Below are 20105 nucleotides of genomic sequence, written 5' to 3'. Positions count from 1 at the left end.
ACGGCAGTTCAAACAACTCAATGACGACCTTATTCGTGCGTGCGTGATAGCACTGGAGCACGCTCATGACAACAGAATCGAACCACCACAGCGCGTACAGCGTCGTCATCGTCGGGGGAGGCGTGGCTGGCCTATCGGCAGGCATCTTCACCGCTCGACACGGCCTCGACACGCTCGTCGTCGACGCCGGCACGTCGCTCCTCCGGAGAAACGCCCACCTCGAAAACTATCCGGGCTTTCCCGCGGGTATCAACGCCCGCCTGTTGTTGGAAATGATGCAAGAGCAGGCTGATAGTGGCGGCTGTGACCGCCAGCAAGCGGCAGTAACGCGCGTCGAGACGACGTCCGACGGATTCGCCGTCGAGACGGCAGGCGGAGATCGCTATCACACCCAGTACGTGATCGCCGCAACGAAGAACACCACCGACTACCTCGCGGGCATCGACGGTGTCGGGATCGTCGATCGCGGGAAGCCGTTCGTCGACACGGACGAACGGGGCCGAACCGGCGTGAAGGGGCTGTATGCCGCCGGACGACTCGCCGGGAAGCCACACCAAGCGGTCGTGAACGCCGGCCACGGTGCCGAGGTTGCCGTCACGCTGCTGGAGGACGACGACCGGCCGTTCTACCACGACTGGGTCGCTCCCGATGGGTACTTCACCGACCGCGGACGCGACCTGCCGCCCGGCTGTGAGGAGATCGGTGGCCGAGAACGCCGCCGTCGAGAGGACGAGTCGCGGGAGACGATGCGGGAGTACGTCGCCGAGTCTCATCCGGACGAGCAACGCACGCACCCGAGCCTGCGAGAGGAGTAGTTCCACGCACTCCCATCCACCGTCTCCAGCGCTGCACAGCCGAGGGATGACACAGGACTGTCCCTAAAAAACACCTACTGGAAGTCAGGTTTGACGGAAGATTCTCACACAACCGAACGATCATCCAGCTAGCTGAGCAGCGCGACGATCAGGATGCCGGCGGTGAACACCAGCACGGCGATCGTTCCGAGGAGCAACAGGGCGCGACCAGTCGACATACCCGCGGTTGGTGTCGAGCGGTGAAAGGCTCCCGCCATCCGGCCAGGTTCGGCGGACGGCAAAGGCCTTTAGCACCCGGCTCCGACGGACATGTACGATGATCTCCGGATCGACGTGTCCCGAGTGTGGCGGTCATGTGACGACCGAGGACGGACTCGGCTACGTCTGTGAGGACTGTGGGGCCGAGTTCGACGTGGCTGATCTGTTCGTCCACTGACCGGGATTCCGAAACCCTTTTTCAGTCGCTCGGCGTCGATCCGAACGGGCCGCCTTAGCTCAGACTGGGAGAGCACTCGACTGAAGATCGAGCTGTCCCCCGTTCAAATCGGGGAGGCGGCATTTTCCTGCGACCAACGGGAGCAGTGAAAATGCTCCCGACCCGATTTGAGCACGCCAGTCACAGCCCCGGAATGGCGAACGGAGTGAGCCACACGCCCGGAACGTCTGGCATCTGTTCAAATCGGGGAGGCGGCATATTTCGAAAGCGTGAGCACAGCGAACGGTTGAGAAAACGACGCCGACCGGATTCATAACACTGCAAGTCGCGCGGAACGAGCGGAGTGAGTGTGTCTCGCTCCTGATCACATCAACTGAGTAAAATTTAGAGAACTGAAAGCGTCGGCGGTTACCCAGCCACCACCACCGGTTCCCGAAGGGTTCGCTGCTGTTCAGTGTTGTCGGCACGTTCATCCGTGAACACGGGTGACGGTGGCATGCCGTTCCCGAACACCGGCGCTGGCGGCATGCCGTGCGTTTGCTGTCCGGGCGGACCGATGGCCGGCTGGCTCCCGTTCGCGGCCGTGACAGTCAGCGGGTGAGTTGTGACTTCCTGAAGACTCGAAACCGCATACTCGTAATCGCCCGGCTCCGTGTCCGTCGCGACCTCGTGAGTGAACGTCACGGTGGTGCTCTCGCCGCCGTCGAGCGTCACTTCCTGTGGCGCGGCTTGGGGTCGGAAAGTTCCAAGCATCGCTTGTGTTCCCAACGTCCCGAGATCGTGCTCGTCGACAGCCGACATCTCCATGAAGAAGAAGTAGATCGACTGGGTTCCTTCTTCGTCACCGGTGTTGGTGATGGTGGCGGTCGTCGTGATCTCCTCGCCCGGATCGGCCGCCGAGGGGCCGGTCAGGTTCGAGATCGCGAAGTACGCCGGCTCCGGCTCGCTGGCTTCGACCGTGATGTCGGCGACTGCCCGATCGTTGACGGTCTCGATCCCGTGCTCGTAGGTGCCTTCCGTGGCAGGCATCGTCGGAGAGAACGCAACGGTCGTGTTCTCGCCTGGATCCAGCGTCACCTCGCTCGTGTTCATCGTCGTGCCGTTGAACAGGTACTCGACGGTCTGCGTGCCAGTGGCGTTGCCGGTGTTGGTGATCGTGGCATTGACCGCGATCTCCTCACCGGGTTCGCCCTCAGCGGGTGCGGAGAGGGCGGAAATCGAGTAGTTCGCCTCGCCGGGAGTTTCGGCTTCCTCGATGGAGATCATCGTCGACTTCACTTCGTCGGCAGAGACGCCGTGCTCGTACTCGCCCGGTTCACGACTCGCCGAGACCTCGTAGGTGAACGTCACGGTGGTGCTCTCGCCACCGTCGAGCGTCACCCGCTCGAACAGATCTGATTCGGCGGCGAGCATCTCCCCGCCGAAGTCGGTGCCCGGCGGGAAGTAAAACACCGTGCGGGTGTCTCGTTGTTCGCCAACGTTCGTGACCGTCGCGGTGACGTCGATCGTCTCACCCTGTGCTGCGGTGTCGGGCGCACTCACTGCCGACACCTCGAAGAACGTCCCGAGCGTGAGGTTCTGGGTGGTCGTCTCGTTCGCCGATGTCTCGACGAACGCGATGTCCGAAGCGTTGTACCCATCGGCTTTCGCCCGGAGCGCGTACGTACCACGATCGAGATCGGTGATCTCGTAGAGCCCGTTCTCGTTGGTGGTCGCGTTGAACGCCCCCTGATCGGCGTCGACCACGTGCGCACCCTCGATGGGCACGCCCGCGGCGTTCTCCACGTAGCCCGTGATGGAGCCGTTACGTGGAGTGAGTGCGAAATCGACGCCCGTGACTTCCTCGCCGGACGCGACCGTGACGATTTCCTGCGGTCGGTAGTCGCCCGGTGTGTCAGCGACGTTCACGACGTAGCGGCCCGGCAGCACGTCGAGGGTGTACGTTCCATTGTCGTCGGTCGTCGCCTCGTAGACGGTGCCCTCGTTGTCCTCGGCGGCGACGGTGACGTTCGCGACCGACTCATCAGTGTCGCTCGCGGTGACCGTGCCGGAGATCGATCCGTCCATCGGATCGAGCGAAACGTCCTGCGTGACAGTACCGTTCGCTGGCACGTCGACCGCGGTGGTCTCGTTGGTGTAGCCATCGGCCGACACCGTGACGTTGTGCGTGCCCGCAGGAACGTCTTCGATCCGGTACGTGCCGTCAGTCCCGGTCACAGCCGTGTAGTTGCCGTCGTCAACCGCGACCGAGACGTCGACCGTCGCGTCTTCGACGGGATCGTCGGTCGCGTTGTTGACGACAGTGCCGTCGACTGCACCGCGATCGACGTCGATCGTGACCGGTGTGAAGTCCTCAGCGTCTTCGCTCGCGACCACGTGACGGTAATCGACCGAGATATCGGTGTCCTTCGGGATCGTGTAGCTGAACTCGACGGTCTCGGACGCACCGGGATCGAGCGTGACGTTCTCGGACGTGTCGTCCTGTGCCGTCACACTGGATCCAACCGGGCCGAAGCCGCTGACGTGTGCGACCGAGTTCGCTAGGGTTCTGTTCGACGCCTCGGTGAACGCGGCGGGATTGTAGCTCGTCTCTCCCAACGAGTCCGCGAGGACCGTCGCACTGGTTTCGTTGACCGCGATGGCCGATCCCTTGATCGTGCCGCGCTGGCCGACGGTGGCGAGCGTCTGGCCGCTGTACCCGCTGTGCCAGCTGTGCTCGGGTCCGGACCCGACGAAGACGTCCACCTGATCGCCGGGATCACCGACGCCAGCGAAGATCGGATGGTCCTGTGTGATCTCGAAGTACGGATCCGCCCCGCTGAACTCGTCGGCGTGATTCGCCGGATCGCCGGTCACGGTGGACAGTTCGTCGATCGCGTCACTGCCGCCGAAGCTGCCCCACTGGTCGAGGTAGACGACGCCAGTCTCGGCGTCGTCGGTCGCCTCGTGGAACTCCTCGACGGACGCGTCGCCCGTCTGGAACTCGTTGACGACGAACGTGTCGTAGGCGTCGATCTCGTCCATCACGTTGCTGGAGTTGACGTACGTCACGTTGTAACGGTCAGCGGACAGCGACGAATCGAGCCGGTCGACGAGCGCCCGACTCTGCGAGTCGTCTCCGTCGTCGACGACCGCAACGTCGATCGCGTTCGGCACCAGATCGTACCGCACAGTTTGACCGTCGGTCGCGTTGCCGGTGTTCTCGACCGTCGCCGAGACGTTGACCGTCTCGCCGACCGACGCTTCGTCGGGCGCGTCGGTGATCCCGACGTCGAAGAACCCTTCGAGCACCGTGATGGTCGCCGTCCGTGAATCGTCGTCAGTGAACACGCCATGTTCATAGGCACCTCCGCTCACGCCGTTGGTTTCGATGTCTTCGAATTCGACGGTGGTGCTCTCGCCCGCACCGAGCGTGACGTTCGTGGTTCGCTCGACACCGTTGCGGAAGCGGTATTCGACGGTCTGAGTGTCTTCTTGATTACCCGTGTTCGTGACGGTCGCGTTCGCATCGAACGTATCGCCCTGCTCGATTTCCGCGGGCGCGCTCAGGTCCGAGACGGCGAAGTTCGACCCGAGAACCGTGATCTCGTCGCTCGCGGAGTCGTCCTCGCTGAACACCCCGACGTGGTACTCACCCGCGCCGATCTCGTCCGCGTCGACCTCGAACGTCACCGTGGTTTCGTGCGGACGGTCAACGGGCTCGTCGACGCCCGCGGGTGCCATGTCGATCGTCTCGTTTGCGACCGGCGTTCCCTCGCCGAGGTCGCTCTCGTTTTCGGCGACGCGGAGCGAGACCGTTTGGATCGCCCCCTCGTCACCGGGGTTTTCGAGATCGGCGGTGACGGTGATCGTCTCGTTCTCGCCGACTTCGTCGGGTGCGGTCAGATTCGTGACCTGGATTGCACCCTCGTCGAGCGTTCCCTGAACTTTGCGCTGGAGCAGGCGGAGGTCTTTGGTGGTGACCTCGCCGTCGCGGTTCATGTCCGCGAGGTTCGCGTTGAAGGGGTCGGGCTCCTCACCGTAGAGGTACTGCTGGGTCAGCCGGACGTCCTGGACGTCGACGTCGCCGTTCTCGTTGACATCACCGAGTTCGGACTCGGGGGCGGAGACGGCGAGCTGCTGGGTCGCGTTGTAGACGTCGATGATACCCATCCCGTAGCGGGTGTCCTTCTCGTCGTCCGGTGCCGGCGCGTCGTCGGGTTTCCACGCTGTACTGTTGAGTGCCTGCTGGATCTCGGAGACCGACGCGTCGGGGTTCGCCGAGTGCAGCAGCGCAGTCGCACCCGCGACGTGTGGGGTCGCCATCGAGGTGCCCGAGAAGGTGTCGTCGTACCCACCGCCGGGAACCGAGCTCAGTACGTTCACGCCAGGTGCGGAGACGTTCGGCTTGATGAACGTATCCGGCCATTCGGCGGGTGGGTCTTCCCACTCACTCTTGTCGATGATTTGGCCACCTGAGAAGTCAGCGATGTCGCCATCGGCGTTCGATGCCCCGATGGAGAACGTCTCGAAGTCGTTGCCGGGTGAGCCGACACAGCCCTCACCGCTGTTCCCGGCCGCGGCGACGAAGCTCGTTCCCGAAGCTTTGGTGTTCTCGACGACCGGGATCCACGCCTGGGAGTAGATCGGGCCGAACAGACCACAGCCTGCACCGAGGCTCAGACTCGCCACGTCGGCCCCCTGGCTGACAGCCCACTGGACCCCGCCGATGACCTGGGTGGTCGACCCGCTGCCACCGGGGATGACCATCCCGTGCATCAACTGGACGTTGGGTGCGACACCGATTGCGGTGCCGCTCGCGTCACCGCCCGACACGGTGCCGCTGACGTGCGTGCCGTGTTCGGCGCTGTCACGCGGCTCGGAGCCGGGGACCTGATTGCCGTTCTCGTCGAACTCGGCCCACCCGCCGGGGTAGGTCGCGTTCGAGGCGTTTTCGGTGTAGAGGTCGATGTCCGGGTGGTCGATGTCGACGCCGGTGTCGAGCACCGCGACCTTGGTACCCTCACCGCGAGTGTCGAACTCGTTCCAGGTTTGTGTGGCGTTGATCTGATCCAACCCGTAGGTGGTGTTGACGTCGCTCGGGCTGGTTTCCGAGCTGTCAGCGACCGGTTGGACGTTTTCGGGTGGCTCCGGAACCGAGATCTCGCGGCTCTTGACGACCGCGTTGACACCCTCGATTTCGGCGAGCGACCGAACGCTGGTCCGATCCGTATCGACGGTGACCGCGACGAGGTTGGCGATCCAGAACCGGTTCGTGACGTCGACTCCTTGGAGACCGCCAGCACTGGTCATCACCGACGACTGGGTGGTCGCCGCATGCTGTTTCAGTGTCGCGATGGTCTCCGCGCGGTTGGCCCCACGATCGACGGACGCCTGATCGAGGACGAGAAGCGCACGGACCGTCCCGTTGGCGTCCTGAAGCGCTGAACCGATCGGGGCCGTCTGGGATTGAGTCGCGTCGGAGGACCGAGCGTCGTGTGCCTGCCCGCCAACGGAACTCAACGGTGTGGTATCGGAAGCGGTGCTGTACTGCGCGGAGTGGTGGCCCGTCCCCACCGCGCCGACGAACGGCGCGATCATGGAAAACGTGACTGCCCCCGCGACGACGATCGCCAGAAGTGTAGCGTATTCGCGTGGCATGATTGATGCGAGTTCGTTTCTGAGTTTCACACACGGATATATTACCAACGGTGGTAATGGTTACATGTGTGATACACTCTGTCTCATACCCGAGGCTGATAAATCTACCCCTGATTTCATGAACACAATTGAGGATTAATGTCTGTCGGCGAACCGGGTTGTGCGTTCCCCCACAAATCGTACAGTCACCAAACAGTGGTTGTGAATCCAGTTTTGCTGAGATCTCCCTCGAAAATGGGTGATTCGTTCATCGGATTCAGCCATCCGTTCGTTTCTAGCGGCGTTCTGAGATTCCGGTGGTGAGGCCGGGATGACGCCGGAACTCGACCGGGGATTTATCACAACTACACAACAAGTACGAACAATGGCAGAGACCACAGGGGAACTCCGGACACTCATCGAGCGAGATGACGAACTAGCGGATGCGTCAGCCGTCGTGCTCGCTGCTGCCGAATCCGGGGATGGAACCGTCGCGTGGAACGACGTCAGCGACGATATGACTGCTGCGCAGTGGGGCCGTCTCCTCGGGACAGGTGTACTGATCGAAGCAGGAGACCGATTCGTCATCGATGACCCAGTCGCAGTCAGCGAAGCGCTTGGGAATGCTGAGGACACAACAGCAGAGAATGCTGAGGATACTGGGTGGTCGGTGTCCGACAAAATAGCAGGAGTGAGCGCACTCACCCTCGCCCTCGGTTATCGGGTTCCCGTCATCCGTGACTCAGTCGGACCGATGGTCGACGTCCTCCTCACACCACTCGAAGCTATCCTGCCGTTCTATCTCGTGGTGTTGACACTCGCAGCAGGAACGGGCCTCGTTTCGATCGTGATCCAGTCGCGGATGACGGACTACGAGCAGATGGGCGAACGCCAAGAGCGGATGAATGCCATCAGCGAACGGCTGGAGAAGGCCAAAGAGCGTGGCGATGAGGGTGCTGTCAAACGAATACAGAAAGAACAGATGGATGTGATGACCGATCAGCTGGGCATGTTCACCCAGATGCTTCGTCCGTTAGCGTGGACGATGCTGTTCACGGTGCCGGTGCTTCTCTGGCTCTACTGGCTCATGCTCTCGCCCGCTCAGGCGGTGACGCCAACCGCGATGGTGTTCCCGATGCTCGGCCGAATCGCGTGGACCGCGAAAGTCATCGGACCGATGCAGGCGTGGCTGCTCTGGTATACGATCTGCTCGGTCACCTCCCGACAGCTTATCCGGAGAACCCTTAACATCCAGACCAGTCCAACGTAACGTACTCGTGGCTCGGCGTTTAAGTGGTTCTGGCGACAAGGTGAAGATACGAGAGGTTACACGCGGCGGTTCTCCTTACAGCGTGATTCGCGAAAGCGGCGCATAGACGTTGTTCAGCCGGATTCGGTCGTTGCAAACACGCGGACCTCCGTCCTGTTGCGATGCTCACGCTCAACCCGGACGTTGTGGCCGTAGCGGTGTACTGTGACTCGGTGGGAAAGTCGATACGACGGCGGTCCGGCTGGTCTCGTCGCTGTCAGAACACTCCGCAGGAAAGCAAGAAACGGATTATTTGTGGTGAAGGTAGTGGTGTGTCAACCATCGATTGATGATCTCTTTGCTGCGGGACTCCGAGAACGGTTCACCTACTGACAGAGCCGGTGTGAGATACAGAGGATGGCTTTTTTGACATTCCGCCGCCATTATCTCGTGTTCTCTATCACTCTTCGTGATCCGCACCCTACCAGCCCTTCGTTCCCGGGAGTATGACAAAATACGAGGGATGGTCCCACCACCCATCAAATTCTTTGGAGGAATGTCCGCAATTCTGTATATGCAGCCTCGTACTCGTCGCGGAACACGTAGTGACCGGCGTCAGAGATGTGGACCAGACGACCATCCGGTACGGTGTCACTGGCATCAAGATCTCTCACACGCCGATCGACGTCGAGATCGGATCGTAACACGAGCGTTCGACATGATATTTCAGAAAGCGCATTCACAAGCGGCGATGGATACCCTTCACGGGCGATTTCAGCAACGTGTGGACTACATTCAAGAGAAGCAGTTGCAAGTCGTCGAGCGTGGGTTTGGTCCGGATCTGGGAAGTGTTCTTCAACGATCTCCTGAACCGTCTGACCGGCGACTTCTTCCAATCGTTCGTGCACGACTCCGGCCCGTTCGTCAGGATTGAGATCGGGCTGATCGTGCAGACCCTCCGGATCCTCAAGCACTACTGCTCGCGGAAAATCGGGGTACTTCGCAGCCGCCCAAGCGACGGTCGCTCCGCCCATAGAATGGCCGAGTAAAATCGGATTACTGAGGTCGAGTTCGTGAACAACAGCACGAAGATCCGTGATTCGATCATCAAGGCTGTACCCCGTCTTTGGAGCATCCGATTGGCCATGACCACGAGCATCGTACGCCACTACCTCGTAATCATCTGCGAGATCCTCGGCGAGCGGAATCCACCGTTGACCGCTATCGAAAAGGCCGTGGGCCATCACTAATGGCGGTCCATTGCCGATTCGGTAGCACTGGAGATCGACTCCATTGACACGCACAGCATCGGTCGTCCATCCATCTGGAAGAGTCATCAGCAACATCGGACAACACGTCGAATGATAAGGATATGGGAATCCACCCTGGCGTGCAAGAGATGCGCCCTCTATCCAGCAGTCGATTTCAGAACTATCACCAATGCGGCACCCAAACGAATGGCTACGAACCCATCAGTCCACGCCTGCCAAACCACTGGAGAGAACCCACTTGCTGGCTGTACTGCGTCATTCGATATCCATCCCGGCGACGATCTCGAACGTCTCACTCCCATCGAACCGTGTCGGATCGAACCGCCGAACACCGTCACCGCCGAGTATCTCGTCCGTGATTCGCTCACCGAGTGCCGGGGAACGCATGAATCCGTGCCCGTGGAACCCCGTCGCGACGAACAGTCCCGGTCGGATTTCTCCAACTAGAGGGTCGCCATCCGGGGTCGCAGTGCAGAGCCCCGCCCACGCCTCACGAACGCCGATCTCGTCCTGCCGGACCCGCTCGGCGATCCGTTCGCGTGTCTGCCGGACGAACACCTCGTCGGCGTCGCGCTTCCAGTGTTCGGGATCGCTCTCGACTCGTTCCGTCCCGTCGCCAACGAGGAGACCGCCTGTATGCGGACGGAAGTAGTAGTCACCGGTGGCGTCGAAGCACATCGGCACGGTCTCGCTGTTCGGAATGGGGTCCGTCACGAGAGCCTGGACCCGATACGGCTTCAGCGGGATCGAGACGCCAGCGGTGTCGAGTATTCGTTTCGAATGGGCTCCGCCGGCGACCAGTACTGCATCGAACGATCGCTTCCCGTCCTCCGCGAGGATTTGTAACGGATCGGTGGCGATCTCGACCGACGTTTCGGTCCGGATCGATGCGCCGTTTCGTGCAGCTCGTTCCGCTATCGTTTCGACGTAGTTCTCGGTCTCGGCGTAGCCAGCCCCTCGTGCGATCGCCGCCACGGCGACGTCGTCGGTGACCAGGCCCGGAAACCTGTCGTGGAGGTCGTCCGGAGCAACGAGTGAGACGTCGAGCCCCAACTCACGCATCCGTCTCGATTGCGTTCGGATCGCGTTTGCCCGCTTTTCGTCACCGGACCGAGCCAGCCAGACGTAAGGCAGCTCGGTGAACACGTCCGGAAGCTCCCGAAACCGTTCCAGCGATCGAGTGGCGATTCTCGCATCGGTCCGATCGGCGAACGCGTCGTAGCAAACGCCTGCGGCCCGTCCACTACTCCCGGCTGCAAGCGATCCGCGCTCGTACAGCGTCACGTCCGCCCCTCGTGTGGCGAGCGCTGCAGTAGCAGTCACACCGATCGCTCCAGCCCCGACGACGGCGACCGTTGATGGTTCCATTGTCACCAGTCATGCTGCCATCTCAGGTCAACTTTCGGGGTCCGCGGTCGGACGGTTCGCTGTCGTCGAAACGTACTTGTCGTTGCCCGAACAGTCCGAGGGGTGTGGTTCGACGACTTCCGCAACCGGACGACGTGGAACACCGTCGCCAACCAGCGACGATACGACACACCGGCCGATCCGTGGGCGTTCGTCCACGTGGATCCGAGCGAGGTTGAACGGTTCACCGTCGTCTCGCTACGCTCGGGGCTCGGCAGCGTACACGACGGCGACTGGGATCGGCCGGAAAACTGCCACCGGGTCGACGAGAACTACATCCACGAGGGACTGACACAGCGGTTCGTGGCGGGAGACGAGTGGATCGAGACGGCCTACTACGAGGAGGCCAGAGAGCGCATCGACGAAAACGGAGCGTATCACGGCTGCGAGAGCGAAGCGGAGCTCGTCGAGGAGTATCTGCCGGCCCTCGACGATCTGTACGGGGACATCCGCGACGAGGGCTACCGACCGAATCTCGGGGTGGTGTATGATAGCCCCGAGGACGCCGACTACATCCACGATCTGGAGCCGATGGTGCTCGTCGGCCGCGACGGCGTGATCATCTGGACCGAGGGGTTCCACCGGCTCGTGCTCGCCGCCCTCGCAGGGGTCGAGACGATCCCGGTGTACGTCCTCCGACGTCACGAGGCGTGGCAGCGAGTCCGGGACGCGCTCGCGGGGACGACGCCCGAGGAGCGGCCATCCGAACTGGACCAGTACACGACCCATCCGGACGTTCAGGATCTCGTTTCGTCGCCCACGGTCGAAGAGTAATCCTCGAATTCGCGGGTCGAACCACAACCCATTACGCCGTGGAAGCCGTACAGACTGCATCATGCAGGCCCTGCCGGCCGCGACCCTGCTCCCGACTCAGATCGGTGGGTTCGGCGTCACGGCGGGCTACGGCCTCGCGGTGTTCTTCCTCATCGGGCTGTTCGGCGGCGCACACTGCATCGGGATGTGTGGCCCGCTCGTCGCGACCTACGCCGAGCGCATGGAGACCGACGACCGCTGGTCGGGTGCGCTCACCCTCTACGAAGTGCGCCAGCACACGCTGTTCAACCTCGGCCGGACGGTGAGCTACGCACTCATCGGGGCCGTTTTCGGAGCCGCCGGCGCACTCCTCTATGGGACGATCGGCCTCGCCGGGATTCTCGGGCCGTTCCAGGGCGCTATCGGAATCCTCACGGGCGCAGCGATCCTCGTGATGGGGCTCACCCGGCTGGCGGGCTACAGGCAGGGAGCCGTCGAGGGCGTCATCGCCGGCACCGGCATCGGGTCGGTGTTCGCCCGGAGCTACACGGCGATCTCGACACGGATCGATCGCTGGGTCAACGGTGTCGGCATCATGGGCCTCGGCGCGCTGCACGGACTCCTGCCGTGCATGCTGCTCTACCCCGCATTCCTGTACGCGTTCGCGCAGGGATCACCCGTCTACGGCCTGCTCAGCCTCGGCGCACTCGGACTCGGCACCGTGCCGAGCGTGTTCCTCTACGGAACGGTGATCGGGTCGGTGAGCGCCCGCCAGCGACAGGTCGTCCACTACGGGCTGGGCGTGTTGTTCATTGGGCTCGGGTACGTACTACTCGCGATGGGATTCATGCGCTTTGGCGTCATGCTCCCGCTGCCCGACATCCCGTACTACCAACCGCTCGCCGGGTCGGAGATGATGGCCTGAGATGGCGGCCTGCACGCTCTGTGACCTCCATATCGAGGATCCGATCACGAGTGCGGACGTCGACGGTGAGTTTTGCTGTCGGGGCTGTCTGGAGGTCGCACGCCTCGTCGACGACGGCGAGGACGTCGACCTCTCGATCGCGGCCGTCCGCGACCGCGTCGCGGCCGAGGACTCCCGACCCGACGTCCCCGACGGTGCCGAGACCGCCTACCTCTCGATCGACGGGATGCACTGCCAGACCTGCGAGGGGTTCATCGAGCTGCTCGCCGAGGAGGAAGCGGGCGTCCACGAAGCCAGAGCGAGCTACGCGACCGAGATGGTCCAAGTGGTGTACGATCCTGATCGGATCGACCGCGAGGGGATCAGTGCGGCCCTGAGCCGACTGGGCTATCAGGCTCACGGCCCGGACGAGGAGAACGACTCGCTGCGCTCGCGCGTCGAGTTCGGCAAGTACCGCGCGGCGCTCGCGGCCATCCTGATGATGCCGGTGTTGATCCTCTACGTGCTGTTCATCTACCCGGTGTATCTCGGGATCTACCCCGAGAGCTTCCTCTACGGAACCACCGTCGAGGCGATGGTGTTCGGTCCGCTTGCGGTCTGGAGCACGCTGATCCTCGTCGGGCTCGGCTATCCGATCTTCCGCGGAGCCTACGTCAGCCTGCGCGTCGGCCGCCCGAACATGGACGTGCTGATCGCCATCGCGGTGCTCGCGGCCTACGGCTACTCGATGGTTACCTATCTCACGGGCGGGCGCGATCCGTACTTCGACGTCGCGGTGATGGTGCTCGCGATCGTCACCATCGGCAACCACCTCGAATCACGGGTCAAACGCGCCGCGCTCGGCAACCGGGCCGATCTCACCGACTCGCGCGTCGACGAGGCCCGCCGGCTCGACGACGACAGCGACGCCACCGAAACCATCGAGATCGCGGAGTGTGAGCCCGGCGACCGCCTGCTGGTCAAACCCGGCGAGCGGGTCCCGATCGACGGACAGATCGTCGACGGCACCGCCGCGATCGACGAGGCGCTCGTCACGGGCGAGTCCGTCCCCCAGCGCAAATCCGTCGGCGATGAGGTGCTCGGCGGCTCGATCCTCACCGACAGCGCGATCGTCGTCGAAGTCGGCCCCGACGCCACTAGCACGATGGATCGCCTCGTCGAACTCCTCTGGAACGTCAAGAGCTCGGCGACGGGCGTTCAACGCCTCGTCAACCGCTTTGCCGTGCTGTTCGTCCCGTTCGTGCTCGTGCTCGCCGGGCTGACCGCCGCGGGCTGGTTCGTGCTCGGCAACGACCCGAACACGGCCGTGATGGCTGGCGTCTCCGTGCTGGTGGTCTCGTGTCCGTGCTCGCTCGGGATCGCCACCCCGCTCGCGCTCGCGGCGGCCACCCGCGACGCCACCGACAACCGGATGCTCGTGCTCAACGAGACGGTGCTCGAACGCGTTGACGACTCCTCAGTGGTGGTGTTCGACAAGACTGGGACGCTCACCACCGGAGAAATGGAGCTCGCGGACGTCGTCGGCGACGATCCCGACGAGGTGCTCGCGATGGCGGCCGCCGTCGAGCGCCGGTCGAGCCACCCGATCGCCGCCGCGATCGACGACGCCGCACCGCCGACGACTCGCTCGGTGTCGAGCTTCGAGCGCGCCGATCGTACCGTGTCGGCGCTCGTCGACGACACTCGCGTGGTGGTCGGCCATCCCGACTCCTTCGACGCCGACGAGTGGACGACCTCCTCGGAAATCGAGGCAGCCGTCGCGGACGCCTACGAATCGGGCACCCATCCCACGGCGGTCGCGTGGGACGGAGCCGTCCGTGGGATCGTCACGGTCCAAGATACGCCTCGGGAGAACTGGGAGGCCGTAGTTGCCGAACTCGCGGACGCGGGCCGGGAGATCGTCGTTTTGACTGGTGACGACGAACGGATGACCGGGACGTTCGCGAACCATCCAGCCGTCGATCACGTGTTCGCGGGCGTGCGCCCCGAATCGAAGGAAGCGATCGTCCAGGGCCTCCGCGAGCGCGGGACGACGACGATGATCGGCGACGGGACGAACGACGCCCCCGCACTCGCCAGCGCGGATCTCGGGATCGCGGTGTCGAGCGGCACCGAACTCGCCATCGAGGCGGCCGACGCGGTGGTGCTCGACGACCGCCTCGACGCCGTTCCTGAACTGTTCGATCTGGCGAGCAACACCCGCGGACGGATCAAGCAGAACCTCGTCTGGGCGGCCGGCTACAACGCGATCGCGCTCCCGCTCGCGATGGCCGGCGTCATCACGCCGCTGATCGCCGCCGTCATGATGGCGATCAGCAGTCTCATCGTCGTTTTCAACTCGAAACGCCGGCTCCTCCCGGCGAACGAGCAGCGGCCGGTCGAAACCGACCCGGACGACCGCGACGACCGCGACGATCGGCTCGGGACGCCGACACACTCCGACTGACACACCGAATCGGGGCGTTCTTCTCCTCCTCTCCCCCCGCTGCCGGTGCTCCTTCTCTCTCGTCATTCCTTTAAGTGACTCTGGCGATAAGGTATAGATACGAGCGGGACGCGACAGGAGTCGATTCGTGATGGTTTTTCGCAGTAACCCACCATTCAACTGTTAGCGGCGGCTACGCCGTCGGCATGACCGACGACGACACGGCCGAATCGCTCGCGGCGACGGATGCGGACGTGGACTCGGCCAGAGAGTCGACCATCGTCCAGTTGAGCCGTCGGCCTGGCGACAGCGCCGTCGCGCGGGCCGACCTCCAGCGCGATGAAACCGTGCGCCGGTGGGGGTTGGTCACACCGAGCGCGACCCGGATCGGCCGGGCCGACTCGCCCGACGGCGACCTCCGGGAGAACCTCCGCCGGCTGCACGACGAGCGCCATCCCGCGATGGAAGGGTACAGCGAGCGCGCCCACCGCCTCGAAAAGCTCCGGCTGACCCACGCGCTGTGCGGCGATTGCTCGCTCACGCCGTGGCAGCGTGATCGCGCCATCGGGATCATGGTCGATCTCGATCTCACCGCGTTCGGCAGCCAGCGTGCGATCGAGAAGGTCGCGCTGGTCGTGATCCGCCACGTGGTCGACCGCGAGCGCGAACGCCACCTCGGCCTCCACGACGACGAGTGGATCGCCGAACAGTCGCCCGAACGCCTCGCCGATCTCTACGATCAGTTCAGCTCGATCACCGATGAAGATCGATTCAGCGATCTCTGTGCGACGTACGATCTCGACGTCACCGCCCTCAACCGGCTGCGCCGAACCTTGACTGAGCAGCTCGACGAACAGGACCTCCACGGCGCGGTGTACGGCCGCAACCCCTACCGTGATCCGAGCCTCCCGAGTCTCGGATCGCCCGCTACCGCCGTTTCGACCGGTTCCGGTGGGTGAAAGCGGTCGAATCAATACCCGACCGGTGTGATTTCTCGAACGCTCACGATTCGATCCGTCGTCGGCGTTCCTGTTCGCTGAGCGACGTACTGACTCCCGACCGACAGGGTAATTGCCACCCAGTGGAATCACCGAGTAATGCAACGACGGCGATTCATCCGCCGAGCCGGTGCTGGCGTGGCGGGGCTGACGCTGCTCGCGGGCTGCACCGGTAGCAACGACGGTGGCGGAAGTGGGCAGAACGCGTCCAACTCGTCGAACGCATCCGGCACGGACGGGAGCGAGGGAGCGAACGGGACGGCCAGCGGGAACGGAACGACCGGCGGAAGCGGGACGAACGCCACGAACGAGACGGGTACGACGACCGGCAGCGCGTCCTCAAGCGGGACGCTGACCGTCGCGACGTACTCCTCGTTCACCGGCGAGGACACCGCGGGCAACTGGCTCAAATCCGCCTTCGAAGCGGAGTATGCGGACACAACTGTCGAGTTCGTGACCCCAGAGAACGGCGTCAACCAGTACATCCAACGGGCCAAACAGGGCGCGCCGATCGACGCCGACGTGTACGTTGGGCTGAACACGAGCGAGCTCGTTCGTGTCAGCCAACAGCTCGACAGCGCGCTGTTCCAATCCGTCGGCGACGGTCTCGACCGCGCCGACACCGTGAAGGATTCCCTCCGTGTCGACCCGAAGGGCCGGGCGATCCCGTACGATACGGGCTACATCAGCCTCGTCTACAACGAAGAGGAGGTACAGGAGCCACAGACCTTCGAATCACTCCTCGAATCGCGCTACGAGGGAGACCTCATCACCCAGAACGCCCAGCAGTCCGATCCCGGTCGGGCCTTTCTGCTCTGGTCGATCATCACCCAGGGCGAGGACGGCTATCTCGACTACTGGGAGCAACTCGTCGGGAACGGCGTCAACGTGCTCTCGGACTGGGAGCCGGCCTACCAGGCCTACATGGACGACGAGGCCCCGATGGTGGTCTCGTACTCGACCGATCAGGTGTTCTATCACGGGCCGGACGTGAACATGGCGAAACACCAGATCGGCTTTCTGAACGATCAGGGCTACGCGAACCCCGAGACGATGGCGCTGTTTTCCGACGCGGAAAACCCCGATCTCGCAAGGCGATTCATGGAGTTCGTCCTCACCGAGAACGCCCAGTCGAAGATCGCCGTCAAGAACGTTCAGTTCCCCGCCGTCGAGGGCGTCACTCCGAGTGAGGAGTTCGCGAAGTACGCGAAAGAACCGCCCGAACCGGTGACCTTCTCGTACGACGAACTCGCCGGCTCGGTCGGAACGTGGGTCGAGGAGTGGGCGAGGCTGGTCGCGGGCGCGTGACGACGCTGCGGCGGTGGACCGGCCGGCTCGCCCTTCCTTTGGGATTCGCGCTGACGCTCGCGGTACTGCTCGCGATCTTCTACTACCCAGTTGGAAGCGTCCTCGTCGAGGCCGTGGTCCGCGGCGGCCGACTGACGGTCGCCCCGCTGCTCGACGTGCTCGCTGACCCCTTCTACACCGGGGCTGCCCATTCGCTGTTCACCGATCCTGCTGGCGTCCCGGCCGGCGTGCTCGCGTGGGTCCGAGCCGGATTCTCACCTGTGGAGTTCGGGCTGTTCGGGTTCACGGCCTACCAGGCGCTGCTCTCGACGCTGGCGAGCGTCGTCGTCGGCCTGCCGGGAGCGTATCTGCTCGCGCGCTACGAGTTCCGTGGCCGGCGCGCGCTCCGCTCGCTCACCATCCTTCCCTTCGTGCTCCCCTCGATCATGGTCGCGGTCGGTTTCCTGGCGATGTTCGGCCAGACGGGGGTACTCAACGACGTTCTCGGTTGGCTCGGACTCGGCGAAGTGAACCTGTTGTTCTCGCTCGAAGCGATCGTGCTCGCCCACGCCTTCTACAACGCGCCGCTCGTGACCCGGCTCGTGACCGCCGCGTGGGAGACCGTCGACGCGCGACGCGTCGAGACCGCGCGCGCGCTCGGCGCGTCGCCGCTGCGTGCGTTCCGGGACGTCGTCGCGCCACAGCTCCTGCCCGCCCTCCTGACCGCGGCGCTGCTCACGTTCGTTTTCACGTTCCTCTCGTTCCCGATCGTGCTCGCGCTCGGGGGGCTCCGGCTCGCGACCGTCGAGGTCTGGCTCTACGCCCGGGTTCAGGACCTCGCGCTCGCCGAGGCTGCGACGCTGGGGGCCATCGAAACCACCCTCTCGCTCGGGCTGACCTATCTCTACCTCCGATACGAGGCGCGCCAGACGAGTATGCGCGGCGGTGGGGCCTCCCGTCCGCGACAGGCGTTCATCCAGGGCTGGCGGACGCTCCGCGATCCCGTAAGGGTGGGGCTCGGGATCTACGGAATCCCCGTCTTGATCCTGTTCGTCGGCCCGCTCGCGAGCATGATTCTCGAAAGCGTGACCGGTCCCAATGGAGGGCTCACGACGGCGTACTACGAGTTCCTCGTCCGCCAGCAGGCCGCAACGGGGGCCGGAACGGTCAAACCGCTGCCCGCGATCACGAACTCGCTCACGTTCGGGCTCGGGACGCTCGTCCTCGCGGTCCCGATGGGGATCGTGGTTTCGGTGGTCGCGGTGCGAGGCGGGGCCGGCTCGCGGCTCGCGGAAACGATCATGACCGCCCCGCTCGCGGTCAGCGGCGTCGTCGTCGGGCTCGGGCTGCTCCAGACCCTGGTTTTCGGCACCGAAATACTCGGCCACCGGATCGTCGTGAGCGGCGCGGTCGCGGTCGTCGCCGCCCACGCCGTTGCGGCCTACCCGTTCGTGACTCGCAACGTCACGCCTGCGCTCTCCGGGCTCGATTCCCGGTTGCTCGATGCGGCCCGCTCGCTCGGTGCGAGCCGGTTCCGGGTGCTCGTGGACATCGAGCTACCCCTGATCGCTGCGGCCGTGCTCGCCGGCAGCGCGTTCGCGTTCGCCATCTCGATCGGCGAGTTCGATACCACAGTGTTACTCGCAGAAGGTGTGAACAGCTACACGATGCCGGTCGCGCTCGAACGCTACATCGGGAACCGCTCGCTCGGGCCGAGTCTCGGGCCGGCGACAGCGATGGGCACAGTGTTATTGGCCGTGACGGCCGCGAGCTTTCTGGTGATCGAACGCCTCGGCGGGCGGTGGGAGCCATGACTCGATCCGAATCCGGCGTCGAAACGACCGACAACGGGGCGGATCCAGGGATCGCACTCGACGGCGTGAGCGTGACCTTCGGCGGCGTGACCGCGCTCCAGGACGTCTCGATCGCGGTCGGAGACGGCGAGTTCTTCACGTTGGTCGGGCCGTCGGGCTGCGGGAAAACCACGACCCTCCGCACGATCGCGGGGTTCGAGACGCCCGCCGCCGGGCACGTCCGGATCGGCGGCCAGCAAGTCGACGGCATGCCGCCCGAGGAGCGCGACGTCGGAATCGTCTTCCAGAATTACGCGCTCTTCCCCCACATGAGCGTGCGTGAGAACGTCGCGTACGGCCTCCGCTTTCGCGATCCGCCCGGTGACGTCAGTTCTGACGAGCGCGTCGACGAACTCCTCGATCTCGTCGACATGGCGGGGATGGGCGAGCGCGACCCGGAAGCACTATCGGGTGGCCAGGCTCAGCGGATCGCGCTCGCGCGGGCGATCGCCCCCGGTCCCGAACTCCTCCTGCTCGACGAACCGCTCTCGGCGCTCGACGCGCGCCTCCGCGAACGCCTCCGGGTGACCGTCCGCGATATTCAACAGGACCTCGGGATCACGACGGTGTACGTCACCCACGACCAGGCCGAAGCGCTCGCGATCAGCGATCGGGTCGCGGTGGTCAACGGCGGCCGGATCGAGCAGGTCGACACGCCCGAACGGCTCTATCGTGAGCCCGCTTCGCGGTTCGTCGCCGAGTTCGTCGGCGACAACAACCTCTTCGACGGCGAGGTGTCCGCAACCGCACCACTGCGCGCTCGCGTGGACGGCAAAGAGATTCGGCTCCCCAAGACCGCCAACGTGTCGACTGGAGACTCGGTAACGCTCTGTGTCCGTCCCGAGACGATCCGTCTCGGCGGGGCTGAGCGAAGCGAGTCGTCCGAAAGTGAGACGACGCTGACCGCGACCGTCGAGAACAGCGAGTTCCTCGGCGATGCCTACCGACTCCACTGTACGTGGAACGACCGGTCGATTCTGGTGAAGACCGAGGGCCGCCAGCCACCGGACGATACTGTAGAGTTGAAGTTCGACACGGCCGACGTTCACCTCCTGCAGGACAGCTAA

The 20105-nt window shown here is 64.0% G+C and carries 12 protein-coding genes and 1 tRNA gene; 10 read left to right on the top strand and 3 right to left on the bottom strand.

Annotation, left to right across the window (positions count from 1 at the left end):
• Window positions 1-65: 65 nt before the first annotated feature.
• On the top strand, window positions 66-815 hold the full coding sequence (locus tag PHA81_RS07705) for an FAD-binding protein (RefSeq protein WP_005045364.1): 750 nt from the start codon (window positions 66-68) through the stop codon (window positions 813-815).
• A 484-nt stretch (window positions 816-1299) separates the two neighbouring features.
• Window positions 1300-1373: transfer RNA gene (locus PHA81_RS07700), tRNA-Phe, on the top strand.
• Between the two features lie 286 nt (window positions 1374-1659).
• On the opposite strand, the gene PHA81_RS07695 is transcribed toward PHA81_RS07700, so the two are convergent.
• Window positions 1660-6891, bottom strand: a complete 5232-nt coding sequence (locus PHA81_RS07695) for a S8 family serine peptidase (RefSeq protein ID WP_273836175.1) — start codon at window positions 6889-6891, stop codon at window positions 1660-1662.
• Window positions 6892-7255: 364 nt separating this feature from the next.
• Between PHA81_RS07695 and PHA81_RS07690 the strand changes: the two genes are divergently transcribed.
• Window positions 7256-8140: a DUF106 domain-containing protein gene (locus tag PHA81_RS07690; protein ID WP_005045360.1), complete on the top strand. Its 885-nt coding sequence runs from the start codon at window positions 7256-7258 to the stop codon at window positions 8138-8140.
• Window positions 8141-8658: 518 nt separating this feature from the next.
• Here PHA81_RS07690 and PHA81_RS07685 read toward each other — a convergent pair.
• Both PHA81_RS07685 and PHA81_RS07680 read right to left on the bottom strand, forming a co-directional pair.
• On the bottom strand, window positions 8659-9456 hold the full coding sequence (locus tag PHA81_RS07685) for an alpha/beta hydrolase (RefSeq protein ID WP_273836174.1): 798 nt from the start codon (window positions 9454-9456) through the stop codon (window positions 8659-8661).
• Between the two features lie 189 nt (window positions 9457-9645).
• On the bottom strand, window positions 9646-10758 hold the full coding sequence (locus tag PHA81_RS07680) for an FAD-dependent oxidoreductase (RefSeq protein WP_273836172.1): 1113 nt from the start codon (window positions 10756-10758) through the stop codon (window positions 9646-9648).
• A gap of 102 nt (window positions 10759-10860) precedes the next feature.
• Here PHA81_RS07680 and PHA81_RS07675 point away from each other — a divergent pair, with 102 nt between their 5' ends.
• The 7 genes from PHA81_RS07675 to PHA81_RS07645 all read left to right on the top strand — a co-directional run bounded on the left by PHA81_RS07675 (window position 10861) and on the right by PHA81_RS07645 (window position 20105).
• Window positions 10861-11571 (top strand): hypothetical protein, encoded by a 711-nt coding sequence (locus PHA81_RS07675; protein WP_005045346.1) that lies wholly within the window; start codon window positions 10861-10863, stop codon window positions 11569-11571.
• Between the two features lie 61 nt (window positions 11572-11632).
• Window positions 11633-12475 carry a sulfite exporter TauE/SafE family protein gene (locus tag PHA81_RS07670; RefSeq protein WP_005045343.1) on the top strand — a complete coding sequence of 281 codons (843 nt, stop codon included), beginning with the start codon at window positions 11633-11635 and terminating at the stop codon, window positions 12473-12475.
• Between the two features lies 1 nt (window position 12476).
• Window positions 12477-14921, top strand: coding sequence for a cation-translocating P-type ATPase (locus tag PHA81_RS07665; protein ID WP_005045342.1), 2445 nt, complete (start codon window positions 12477-12479; stop codon window positions 14919-14921).
• 185 nt (window positions 14922-15106) lie between these two features.
• Window positions 15107-15859 (top strand): hypothetical protein, encoded by a 753-nt coding sequence (locus PHA81_RS07660; RefSeq protein ID WP_005045340.1) that lies wholly within the window; start codon window positions 15107-15109, stop codon window positions 15857-15859.
• 138 nt (window positions 15860-15997) lie between these two features.
• Window positions 15998-17206, top strand: coding sequence for a thiamine ABC transporter substrate-binding protein (locus PHA81_RS07655; RefSeq protein ID WP_005045337.1), 1209 nt, complete (start codon window positions 15998-16000; stop codon window positions 17204-17206).
• Entirely contained in the window at window positions 17179-18999 is a 1821-nt protein-coding gene (locus PHA81_RS07650) for an iron ABC transporter permease (protein WP_005045336.1), read from the top strand. Before PHA81_RS07655 ends, PHA81_RS07650 begins: the two co-directional genes overlap by 28 nt.
• Window positions 18996-20105, top strand: coding sequence for an ABC transporter ATP-binding protein (locus tag PHA81_RS07645; protein ID WP_049910330.1), 1110 nt, complete (start codon window positions 18996-18998; stop codon window positions 20103-20105). The genes PHA81_RS07650 and PHA81_RS07645 overlap by 4 nt, the downstream gene beginning before the upstream one ends.

Origin of the sequence: Halococcus sp. PRR34 (assembly GCF_028617175.1) — an archaeon.
GTDB lineage: Archaea > Halobacteriota > Halobacteria > Halobacteriales > Halococcaceae > Halococcus > Halococcus salifodinae.
The sequence above is the reverse complement of the archived record's forward strand: the minus strand, read 5'-3'. Positions and strand labels throughout refer to the sequence as shown.